We start from the raw sequence: 11,324 nt of genomic DNA, 5'->3' as shown, positions 1-11,324 counted from the left end.
GTCAGCGGAGCGCGGCATCATCCGCGTAATAACTTCGTATAGCATACATTATACGAAGTTATACGAAATAGCAGATAAGGAAACACCGTGAATCTCAACGCAACTCTGTTTGCGCAAATGGTCGTGTTCCTGGTCCTCGCGTGGTTCACGATGAAATTCGTGTGGCCGCCGTTGATCAACGCCCTCGACGAACGTTCGAAGAAGATCGCCGACGGCCTCGCCGCCGCGGAGAAGGGCAAGGCGGAACTCGACGCAGCGCACAAGCGCGTGGACCAGGAACTCGCGCAGGCCCGCAACGACGGCCAGCAGCGCATCGCCGACGCTGAAAAGCGTGCCCAGGCGGTCGCCGAGGAAATCAAGGCCAACGCCCAGGCTGAAGCCGCCCGCATCGTCGCCCAGGCGAAGGCGGAAGCAGAACAGCAAATCGTGAAGGCGCGCGAAGCGCTGCGTGGCGAAGTCGCCGCGCTGGCCGTGAAGGGCGCCGAGCAGATCCTGAAGCGCGAAGTCGATCAAACGGCCCACGCCCAACTGCTGAATCAACTGAAAGCCGAGCTCTGATCATGGCCGAACTTGCAACCATCGCCCGCCCTTACGCAGAAGCGCTGTTCCGCGTGGCCGAGGGCGGTGACATCGCCGCCTGGTCCACGCTCGTGCAAGAGCTGGCCCAGGTTGCGCGTCTGCCGGAAGTACTGTCGGTCGCGTCGAGCCCGAAGGTGACGCGCACGCAAGTAGCCGAGTTGCTGCTTGCTGCGGTGAAGTCGCCCGTCGCGGCCGGCGCCGAAGCGAAGAACTTCGTGCAGATGCTGGTCGACAATCATCGCATCGCGCTGCTGCCGGAAATTGCCGAGCAGTTCGAGGCGCTCAAGAACGAACGTGAAGGCGCAGCCGACGCCGAGATCGTGAGCGCGTTCCCGCTGAACGGCGCGGATCTCGACAGTCTCGTCTCGGGCCTCGAACGCAAGTTCAAGCGCAAGCTGAAACCGACGGTCGAAGTCGATTCGTCGCTGATCGGCGGCGTGCGCGTGACGGTCGGCGACGAAGTGCTCGACACCTCGGTTCGCGCGCGCCTCGCATCGATGCAGGCTGCCTTGACCGCCTGAGCGCCACGCCGGCACGCAACAGAATTGACTATCAGGAGCGAATAATGCAACTCAATCCCTCTGAGATCAGCGAGCTGATCAAGAGCCGGATCCAGGGCCTTGAAGCGAGCGCAGACGTTCGCAACCAGGGCACCGTGATCTCCGTGACCGACGGTATCGTGCGTATCCACGGCCTGTCGGACGTGATGCAGGGCGAAATGCTCGAGTTTCCGGGCAACACGTTCGGTCTCGCGCTGAACCTCGAGCGCGACTCGGTCGGCGCGGTGATTCTCGGCGAATACGAACACATCTCGGAAGGCGACATCGTCAAGACGACGGGCCGCATTCTCGAAGTCCCGGTCGGCCCGGAACTCGTCGGCCGCGTGGTCGACGCGCTCGGCAACCCGATCGACGGCAAGGGCCCGGTCAACGCGAAGCTGACCGACGCGATCGAAAAGATCGCCCCGGGCGTGATCTGGCGTAAGTCGGTGTCGCAGCCGGTGCAGACGGGCATCAAGTCGATCGACGCGATGGTGCCGATCGGCCGTGGCCAGCGTGAGCTGATCATCGGCGACCGTCAGTGCGGCAAGACCGCGGTGGCGCTCGACGCGATCATCAACCAGAAGGGCAAGGACCTGATCTGTATCTACGTCGCGATCGGCCAGAAGGCTTCGTCGATCATGAACGTGGTTCGCAAGCTCGAAGAAACGGGCGCGATGGAATACACGATCGTCGTCGCCGCTTCGGCGTCGGATTCGGCTGCGATGCAGTACCTGGCACCGTACGCCGGCTGCACGATGGGCGAATACTTCCGCGACCGTGGCCAAGACGCGCTGATCATCTATGACGACTTGACCAAGCAGGCCTGGGCATACCGTCAGATCTCGCTGCTGCTGCGCCGCCCGCCGGGCCGTGAAGCGTACCCGGGCGACGTGTTCTATCTGCACTCGCGTCTGCTGGAGCGTGCGGCTCGCGTGTCGGAAGAGTACGTCGAGAAGTTCACGAACGGCGAAGTGAAGGGCAAGAGCGGCTCGCTGACGGCACTGCCGGTCATCGAAACGCAGGCTGGCGACGTGACCGCGTTCGTTCCGACGAACGTGATCTCGATTACCGACGGCCAGATCTTCCTGGAAACCGACCTGTTCAACGCAGGCATCCGCCCGGCAATCAACGCCGGCGTGTCGGTGTCGCGTGTCGGTGGCGCCGCGCAGACGAAGGTCGTGAAGAAGCTGTCGGGCGGTATCCGTACCGACCTCGCGCAGTACCGTGAACTGGCCGCATTCGCGCAGTTCGCATCGGACCTCGACGAAGCGACCCGCAAGCAGCTCGAGCGCGGCCGCCGCGTGACGGAACTGCTGAAGCAGCCGCAGTACCAGCCGCTGCAGGTCTGGGAACTGGCCGTGTCGCTGTACGCCGCGAACAACGGCTACCTCGACGATCTCGACGTCAAGCAAGTGCTGCCGTTCGAGAAGGGCCTGCGCGACAACCTGAAGACCAGCCACGCTGACCTCATCAAGCGCATCGAAGACACCAAGGATCTCTCGAAGGACGACGAAGGCGCGCTGCGCTCGGCGATCGAAGCCTTCAAGAAGTCCGGTGCCTATTGATCCGCGAGTGACACACTGAGGCCGCGCGGGTGCTGATGCGCCCGCGCCGCCTTGGTCAAGGAGCAAGCTATGGCTGGAATGAAGGAAATTCGCGGCAAGATCAAGAGCGTGCAGAACACGCGCAAGATCACGAAGGCGATGGAGATGGTGGCTGCATCGAAGATGCGTCGCGCGCAGGAACGCATGCGCGCCGCTCGTCCGTATGCAGACAAGGTCCGTGCCATCGCCGCGCACATGAGCCGTGCGAACCCCGAGTACCGTCACCCGTTCATGGTGGCGAACGACGGCGCGCAGACGGCCGGCATCATCCTCGTCACGACGGACAAGGGTCTGTGCGGTGGTCTGAACACCAACGTGCTGCGTGCGACGGTGCAGAAGTTCAAGGAGCTGGAAGAGAAGGGCCAGAAGGTCGAAGCCACCGCGATCGGCGGCAAGGGCCTCGGGTTCCTGAACCGCTTCGGCGCGAAGGTGATGTCGCAGGTCGTGCACCTCGGCGACACCCCGCACCTGGACAAGCTGATCGGCGCCGTGAAGACGCAGCTCGATCTGTACTCGGAAGGCAAGCTGTCGGCGGTTTATATCGCTTACACGCGCTTCGTCAACACGATGAAGCAGGAAGCCGTGATCGAGCAGCTGCTGCCGCTGTCGTCGGACCACTTCGAAGCCGATGACGGTACGCCGGCGACGTCGTGGGACTACATCTACGAGCCGGACGCGCAGGCAGTCGTCGACGAACTGCTCGTGCGTTACGTCGAGGCGCTGGTGTACCAGGCCGTCGCGGAAAACATGGCGTCCGAGCAATCGGCGCGCATGGTCGCGATGAAGGCCGCGTCCGACAACGCGAAGACGGTGATCAGCGAACTGCAGCTCGTATACAACAAGAGCCGTCAGGCCGCGATCACGAAAGAACTGTCGGAGATCGTCGGCGGCGCAGCCGCTGTTTAAGCGCGCGCCCGGGACGACAACTGCGCCTTTGCGCGAGTAAAGAATCAGGTATTTAAAGGAAAAGCGATGAGTACTGCTGCTTTGGTAGAAGGCAAGATCGTACAGTGCATCGGCGCCGTTATCGACGTGGAATTCCCGCGCGACAGCATGCCGAAGATCTACGACGCGCTCATTCTCGATGGCTCGGAACTGACGCTCGAAGTCCAGCAGCAGCTGGGTGACGGCGTGGTCCGTACCATTTGTCTGGGTGCATCCGACGGCCTGCGCCGCGGCCTGACCGTGAAGAACACGGCGAAGCCGATCTCGGTGCCGGTCGGCAAGCCGACCCTCGGCCGAATCATGGACGTGCTCGGCCGTCCGATCGACGAAGCCGGCCCGATCGAGAGCGACGTGACGCGTTCGATCCACCAGAAGGCACCGGCGTTCGACGAACTGTCGCCGTCGACCGAACTGCTCGAAACGGGTATCAAGGTCATCGACCTGATCTGCCCGTTCGCAAAGGGCGGCAAGGTTGGCCTGTTCGGTGGTGCAGGCGTGGGCAAGACCGTCAACATGATGGAGCTCATCAACAACATCGCGAAGGAACACGGCGGTTACTCCGTGTTCGCGGGCGTGGGCGAGCGTACCCGTGAAGGGAACGACTTCTACCACGAAATGAAGGACTCGAACGTTCTCGACAAGGTCGCGCTGGTGTACGGCCAGATGAACGAGCCGCCGGGCAACCGTCTGCGCGTCGCGCTGACCGGCCTGACGATGGCCGAGCACTTCCGTGACGAGGGCCTCGACGTGCTGTTCTTCGTCGACAACATCTACCGTTTCACGCTGGCCGGTACCGAAGTGTCGGCACTGCTCGGTCGTATGCCGTCGGCAGTGGGTTATCAGCCGACGCTGGCTGAAGAAATGGGCAAGCTGCAAGAGCGCATCACGTCGACCAAGAAGGGCTCGATTACGTCGGTTCAGGCCGTGTACGTCCCTGCGGACGACTTGACCGACCCGTCGCCGGCAACCACCTTCGGCCACCTGGACGCAACCGTCGTTCTGTCGCGTGACATCGCTTCGCTGGGTATCTACCCGGCGGTCGACCCGCTCGACTCGACGTCGCGCCAGATCGACCCGAACGTGATCGGTGAAGAGCACTACTCGATCACCCGTCGCGTTCAGCAGACGCTGCAGCGCTACAAGGAACTGCGCGACATCATCGCGATTCTGGGCATGGACGAACTGTCGCCGGAAGACAAGCTGTCGGTCGCACGTGCGCGTAAGATCCAGCGTTTCCTGTCGCAGCCGTTCCACGTCGCTGAAGTGTTCACGGGCTCGCCGGGCAAGTACGTGCCGCTGAAGGAAACGATCCGTGGCTTCAAGATGATCGTCGACGGCGAGTGCGACCACCTGCCGGAACAGGCGTTCTACATGGTCGGCACGATCGACGAAGCCTTCGAAAAGGCCAAGAAGATCCAGTAAGGGCTGAGTGAGTCGCAAGCCGGCGAGCGCCGGCCGGAACGATAAGTCAGTGATGACTTGTATTCCGGCCGCCTGCGCCGGCCGCAATACGCTCAACCCGTGGATGAGATTGGAGTCGATATGGCAACCATCAAAGTAGACGTCGTCAGCGCGGAAGAGCAGATCTTCTCGGGCGAGGCGAAATTCGTCGCGCTGCCGGGCGAAACGGGTGAGCTGGGCATTCTGCCGGGTCACACGCCGCTCATTACCCGGATTCGTCCGGGTGCGGTGCGCATCGAGGTCGAGGGCGGCAACGACGAATTCGTGTTCGTCGCAGGCGGCATTCTCGAAGTGCAGCCGGGCGCCGTGACGGTGCTCGCCGATACCGCGATCCGCGGCAAGGACCTCGACGCGGCGAAAGCCGAGGAAGCGCGCAAGCGTGCCGAGGAAACGCTGCAGAACGCGAAGTCGGATCTCGACCTCGCGAAAGCGCAATCCGAGCTCGCGACCGCGATGGCGCAGCTCGAGGCGATCCAGCGTCTGGCGAAGATCCGCAGCCGGCACTGAGCCGCGCCGCGTATCCCGCGAAAGAAAGCAGCCTTCGGGCTGCTTTTTTTTCGCCCGCGTTTCGCCTGCATTTCGTCCATCTTTTTGCGGGCCGGATCGTATCGGCCGGTCGTGCTATTTCACCCGTCCGCCGCGATTCGATGTCAGAGTATCGTCAGCGGAGCGCGGCATCATCCGCGGTGAGGCCGGCCGTCGCGATCGTGCGGCGGAGGCGCGCAGCAGGCGCGCGCGGGCCGATCAGACAAAAACGGACGGAGACATCGATGGCAGCAGACCTTGGCAAGGGGGCGCTGATCGCGCCCGAAAACGGACTGTCGTACGTGCGCGGCGCGACCGACGTGCCGCTATCCGACGCGACGATCGGCCGGTTCCTGCTCGACACGGCCGGCCGCTTCCCCGACCGCCCGGCGGTCGTGTTCCGCGAGCAGCAGGTGCGCTGGACCTGGCGCGAGTTCGCGAACGAGGTCGATGTGCTGGCGGCGGGCCTCGCCGCGCTCGGGATCGTGAAGGGCGACTGCGTCGGCATCTGGTCGCCGAACCGCAGCGAATGGCTGCTCACGCAGTTCGCGACCGCGCGAATCGGCGCGGTGCTCGTCAACATCAACCCGGCCTACCGGCTGTCGGAACTCGAATACGCGCTGAACAAGGTCGGCTGCAAGGCCGTGATCGCGGCCGAGCGCTTCAAGAGCTCCGCGTACGTCGAGATGCTGCAGACCCTCGCGCCGGAGCTCGCGACCGCGACGCCGGGCGACCTGCATGCGGCGCGCGTGCCGAAACTGCGCACGATCGTGTCGATGGGCGAGGTGGCGCCTGCCGGCATGTTCCGCTTCGCGGACCTGATGGCGCGCGGCCGCCAGGCCGTCGATCCGGCGCTGCTCGATGCGATCGGCGCGGCGCTCACGGCCAACGATCCGATCAATATCCAGTTCACGAGCGGCACGACCGGCAGCCCGAAGGGCGCGACGCTCACGCACCGCAACGTCGTCAACAACGCGCGCTCGATCGCGATGGCGATGCGTTTCACCGAACAGGATTCGCTCTGCATCCCGGTGCCGCTCTATCACTGCTTCGGGATGGTGCTGGCCGTGCTCGCCTGCGTGTCGAAGGGCGCCGCGATGGTGTTCCCCGGCGAAGCGTTCGACCCGGTGGCGACGCTCGCGGCGGTGGCCGAGGAGCGCTGCACCGCGCTGCATGGCGTGCCGACGATGTTCATCGCCGAGCTCGATCATCCGGCATTCCCGACATTCGACCTGTCGACGCTGCGCACCGGGATCATGGCCGGCTCGCCGTGCCCGATCGAGACGATGAAGCGCGTCGTGTCGCAGATGCATCTTTCCGAAATCACGATCGCGTACGGGATGACGGAGACGAGCCCCGTGTCGTTCCAGAGCTCGACCGACGATCCGCTGGAAAAGCGCACGACGACGGTCGGCCGTATCCAGCCGCATCTCGAAGTGAAGATCGTCGATCCGAGCGGCGACATCGTGCCGGTCGGCGCGACGGGCGAGCTGTGCACGAAGGGCTATTCGGTGATGCTCGGCTACTGGGACGACGACGCGAAGACGCGCGAGGTGCTGGTCGACGGCTGGATGCATACGGGCGACCTCGCGACGCTCGACGCGGACGGCTACTGCAACATCGTCGGCCGCCTGAAGGACATGGTGATTCGCGGCGGCGAGAACGTCTATCCGCGCGAGATCGAGGAATTCCTGTTCCGCCATCCGAAGATCCAGAGCGCGCAGGTATTCGGCGTGCCCGATGCGAAGTACGGCGAGGAGCTGTGCGCGTGGATCGTGCTGCGCGCGGACGAGCAGATGACCGAGGACGACGTGCGCGCGTTCTGCACCGGGCAGATCGCACACTACAAGATTCCGCGCTATATCCGCTTCGTCGACGAGCTGCCGATGACGGTGACGGGCAAGGTGCAGAAGTTCGTGATGCGCGAGCGGATGATCGAGGAGCTGAAGCTCGACGTGCAGAAGACTGCGTGAAGCGGGACGGTGCGGTGCGCGAAAATGCCGGAAAAACGTGGCGGCCTGCGGGTCGCTACGTTTTCGATGGACGAAAAAAAGCGGGCTTATTAGCCCGCTAAAAACCACACGCTACGGGGTTAGCGCGAGGAGACCAAAGATGAAACCGAATCCGGCGGGGGGCCGGAAACGACTCCAACAGGGATGCCCCTCGGAAGGGCTTCGGTACGTGACCGACTGGCTCGCAGCGCTTCGCGTCCGCTCACACTTGGCACACGAGACCGCATCCGTGTTGAAACCGTTGAGGCCATTGTGGGCGAATTAATGACCCGTCGCGGTAACAAAGTGTTTCAGGTTGTAACGCCCGCCAGATAAGGCTTTCCGGGATTTTTTGCTGTTTTCGGGGGCCTGAAAAAGGTCATTTTTACCCATATTTTCCGCCGCGTTTTCAAGGTATGCGCACGATGCGTTTTTCATGCGTATCGGGCGCGATGAATTGCCGATTTTCACGCGAGAAAGTGCACGGCGCGATCGATACCGCGCATGACGATTCATTCGTCGGAAAGATTTTGAAACGTGATCGGAATGCGGGGAAGTCGGCCATTCGGCCAATTCGTCGGGTTTTGCGCCGCTGGAAGGTCCGGCGCAGCGACGGCAATGTGTAACGGCGCGCGCGGCGGCCGCGGGGTCGGTGCCCATGATCGGCCGCCGCGGCGCGGGTCAGCTTACTTCAGCCACTTGTCCGAAATCGCCTGATATTCACCGGTGGACAGCGCGAGATGCAGCCACTGGTCGACGTACTGCTGGAACGCGACATCGCCGCGCGGCACCATGTACGCCTTCTCTCCGAACTGGAACGGCTTGTCCGGATGCACCGAGCAGAGGCCCGGATTCAGCTTTTGCTGCAGCAGCGTCTCGGACGCATCCGTCACCATCACGTCGGCCTTGCCCGCGAGGATCTGCTTGAAGATCGTCACGTTGTCCGGGAAGACGGTCAGGTTCGCGTGCGTGAAGAACTGCTTCGCGAAGCGCTCGTTGGTGCCGCCCGGATTCACGATCACGCGCGTCTCGGGCCGGTCGATCTGCGCGACGGTCTGGTACTTGTCGGCATCCGCGCAGCGTACGATCGGCGTCTTGCCGTCGACGACGTACGGCTGCGTGAAGAACACGCGCTTCTGGCGCTCGAGCGTCGTCGATACGCCGCCTACCGCGATGTCGCATTTCGCGACGAAGTCGTTGGTGAGGTTCGACCAGCTCGTCTTCACGTAGTCGGTCTTCACGCCGAGCGATTTCGCGAGCGATTCCGCCATGTCGATGTCGATGCCCTCGAAGCGGCCATCCGCGCGATAGTACGAATACGGCTTGTAGTCGCCCGTCGTGCACACGCGCAGCGCGCCGCGCGCGAGCACGTCGTCGAGCCGCGAGCCGGCGGCAGCAGCGCTCGCGGGCGCCCCCGTGGTCGTGCCCTGCGCGTGCGCGGCGGCGCAGCAAAACGCGGCGGCGGCAGCGAGCGTGGCAAGCGTGGCGAATGTCTTCATCGGTCTCCTCCTTCGTTCGGTTGGATATGAGCGTCCGATCATAACGGAGCCATCGCGCGCGTCATATGGCCGCCATCGCATCGGCATGCGCAGCCCGATCGCGGCTGTCCGGTAAAATGCCGCTTTGCCTTCGCATCGTCGCTCCTACCGTGGCCCATAACCTGCTCAACGACACCTTCCTGCGTGCGCTTCTGCGCGAGCCGACCGACTACACGCCGATCTGGCTGATGCGCCAGGCCGGCCGCTACCTGCCCGAATACAACGCGACGCGCGCGCGCGCCGGCAGCTTCCTCGGCCTCGCGAAGAATCCCGACTACGCGACCGAAGTGACGTTGCAGCCGCTCGAGCGCTTTCCGCTTGACGCCGCGATCCTGTTCTCGGACATCCTGACGATTCCCGACGCGATGGGGCTCGGCCTCGACTTCCAGGTCGGCGAAGGGCCGAAGTTCGCGCATCCGGTGCGCACCGAGGCCGACGTCGCGAAGCTCGCGGTGCCGGACATCGACGAGACGCTCGGCTACGTGACGGGCGCCGTGCGCGAGATCCGCCGCGCGCTCACCGACAGCCAGGGCCGGCAGCGCGTGCCGCTGATCGGCTTCTCGGGCAGCCCGTGGACGCTCGCGTGCTACATGGTCGAAGGCGGCGGCTCGGACGATTTCCGCACGGTGAAGTCGATGGCGTATTCGCGCCCCGACCTGATGCACCGAATTCTCGACGTGAACGCACAGGCGGTGGCCGCGTACCTGAACGCGCAGATCGAAGCGGGCGCGCAGGCCGTGATGATCTTCGATACGTGGGGCGGCGCGCTGGCCGACGGCGCGTACCAGCGCTTCTCGCTCGACTACATCCGCCGCGTGGTGTCGCAGCTCAAGCGCGAGCACGACGGCGAGCGCGTGCCGGTGATCACGTTCACGAAGGGCGGCGGGCTGTGGCTCGAGGAGATCGCGGCGACCGGCGTCGATGCGGTCGGGCTCGACTGGACGGTCAACCTCGGCGCCGCGCGCGAGCGCGTCGCGGGGCGCGTGGCGCTGCAGGGCAATCTCGACCCGACGATCCTGTTCGCACCGCCGGCCGCGGTGCGCGAACAGGCGCGCGCGGTGCTCGACAGCTACGGCAACCATCCGGGCCACGTGTTCAACCTCGGGCACGGCATCTCGCAATTCACGTCGCCCGACCACGTCGCCGAACTCGTCGACGAAGTACATACCCACAGCCGCGCGATCCGTAGCGGAGCGGCGGGCTGAACGCAAGCGCCGTCATGCTGCGCTGCGGCATGACGATGTTTCGTTTCTGAAACTAAACAGGACGCAACCCCGCTCCCGTTGCCGATTCGGTGCTTGTCAAGACTTGACTTATACACATTTTCCACGTTGCAGCGCGGTAGAGCCCCGTATCGGTCAATTTGTCTCGCTATGGTTCGGTAATTTGAATAGCAGCCTTATGGAATAAGGCTTCGCGGGACCCCTCGGCAAGCGGCGAAAAACAGCGGAAAGCGCGGCCCCGCGCGCGTTGCGGCCGTTGAGGGGCGAGTTCTCAACAAAGTTATCCACAGGCTGGGCAGGGTATACGGCGATTCCTAATGCGAATCCAAAACTTAGCGCCGAATCTGAAGTTTTACTTTAAGTTCGCCGTCACGATGCGGCCGCGGATGCTGGCCGTCCGTCGCCTGCGTGCCGCTGTTGCCGGAGCGTGTGGATGAGCGGTACCTACCTGCGCGTGGCGCTCGACCATCCGCTCGCGACCCTGTTCGACTACCGCTGCGACGTGCAGCCGGCGCCCGTGCCCGGCACGCTCGTGCAGGTGCCGTTCGGCAAGCGGCAGGCCGTGGGGCTCGTTTGCGAAGTCACCACTCACACCGATGTCCCGCCGTCGCGGCTGCGTGCGGTCGACGCGATCTGTGCGGAACTGCCGCCGCTGTCGGCGGACTGGCTCGCGCTCGTGTCGTTCGCCGCTGACTATTATCAGCGCGGGCGCGGCGAAGTCGCGTTGCCGGCGCTGCCGCAGGCGCTGCGGGACGCCGGGCGCGTGGGGGCGGCTGCTCGCGCCGGAAGTGCGCTACCGGCCGACCGAAGCCGGCCGCGCGGCGCTGCCCGATGCGTTGCCCGCGCGCGGCGCTGCGCTGCGCCGGCTCGCGCAGGCGCTGGTCGATACCGGCTCGCTAACGCTGCCGGACGCGCG

The 11,324-nt window shown here is 64.3% G+C and carries 10 protein-coding genes and 1 pseudogene; 9 read left to right on the top strand and 2 right to left on the bottom strand.

Annotation, left to right across the window (positions count from 1 at the left end; genetic code table 11):
• Positions 1-87 precede the first annotated feature (87 nt).
• The 7 genes from JMF90_RS08890 (at position 88) to JMF90_RS08860 (ending at position 7,629) form a co-directional block, all read left to right on the top strand.
• Positions 88-558: a F0F1 ATP synthase subunit B gene (locus tag JMF90_RS08890; protein WP_006477283.1), complete on the top strand. Its 471-nt coding sequence runs from the start codon at positions 88-90 to the stop codon at positions 556-558.
• Positions 559-560: 2 nt separating this feature from the next.
• A complete protein-coding gene (locus JMF90_RS08885; protein ID WP_006477284.1) occupies positions 561-1,100 on the top strand; it encodes a F0F1 ATP synthase subunit delta in 540 nt (179 codons plus the stop codon).
• Between the two features lie 44 nt (positions 1,101-1,144).
• A complete protein-coding gene (gene atpA, locus JMF90_RS08880) occupies positions 1,145-2,686 on the top strand; it encodes a F0F1 ATP synthase subunit alpha (RefSeq protein ID WP_006477285.1) in 1,542 nt (513 codons plus the stop codon).
• 69 nt (positions 2,687-2,755) lie between these two features.
• Positions 2,756-3,631, top strand: coding sequence for a F0F1 ATP synthase subunit gamma (gene atpG / locus JMF90_RS08875; RefSeq protein ID WP_006482709.1), 876 nt, complete (start codon positions 2,756-2,758; stop codon positions 3,629-3,631).
• A 66-nt stretch (positions 3,632-3,697) separates the two neighbouring features.
• Complete coding sequence (gene atpD / locus JMF90_RS08870; RefSeq protein WP_006477287.1) at positions 3,698-5,092, top strand: F0F1 ATP synthase subunit beta; 1,395 nt, start codon at positions 3,698-3,700, stop codon at positions 5,090-5,092.
• Between the two features lie 120 nt (positions 5,093-5,212).
• Positions 5,213-5,638: a F0F1 ATP synthase subunit epsilon gene (locus tag JMF90_RS08865; protein ID WP_006477288.1), complete on the top strand. Its 426-nt coding sequence runs from the start codon at positions 5,213-5,215 to the stop codon at positions 5,636-5,638.
• A 263-nt stretch (positions 5,639-5,901) separates the two neighbouring features.
• Positions 5,902-7,629 (top strand): AMP-binding protein, encoded by a 1,728-nt coding sequence (locus JMF90_RS08860; RefSeq protein ID WP_078040517.1) that lies wholly within the window; start codon positions 5,902-5,904, stop codon positions 7,627-7,629.
• Between the two features lie 300 nt (positions 7,630-7,929).
• On the opposite strand, the gene JMF90_RS08855 is transcribed toward JMF90_RS08860, so the two are convergent.
• Entirely contained in the window at positions 7,930-8,307 is a 378-nt protein-coding gene (locus JMF90_RS08855) for a hypothetical protein (protein WP_156349317.1), read from the bottom strand.
• A 26-nt stretch (positions 8,308-8,333) separates the two neighbouring features.
• The gene (locus tag JMF90_RS08850; RefSeq protein ID WP_054928209.1) at positions 8,334-9,146 is read right to left on the bottom strand and encodes a transporter substrate-binding domain-containing protein; all 813 of its coding nucleotides are present in this window, start codon (positions 9,144-9,146) and stop codon (positions 8,334-8,336) included.
• Positions 9,147-9,295: 149 nt separating this feature from the next.
• On the opposite strand from JMF90_RS08850, the gene hemE reads away from it, so the two are divergent.
• Positions 9,296-10,390 carry a uroporphyrinogen decarboxylase gene (hemE, locus tag JMF90_RS08845; RefSeq protein ID WP_279608536.1) on the top strand — a complete coding sequence of 365 codons (1,095 nt, stop codon included), beginning with the start codon at positions 9,296-9,298 and terminating at the stop codon, positions 10,388-10,390.
• Positions 10,391-10,841: 451 nt separating this feature from the next.
• Positions 10,842-11,324, top strand: a pseudogene (locus JMF90_RS08840) (primosomal protein N'); the annotation flags it as partial.

It is taken from the genome of Burkholderia sp. E168m23, assembly GCF_016586125.1.
Classification (GTDB): domain Bacteria; phylum Pseudomonadota; class Gammaproteobacteria; order Burkholderiales; family Burkholderiaceae; genus Burkholderia; species Burkholderia orbicola.
The sequence above is the reverse complement of the archived record's forward strand: the minus strand, read 5'-3'. Positions and strand labels throughout refer to the sequence as shown.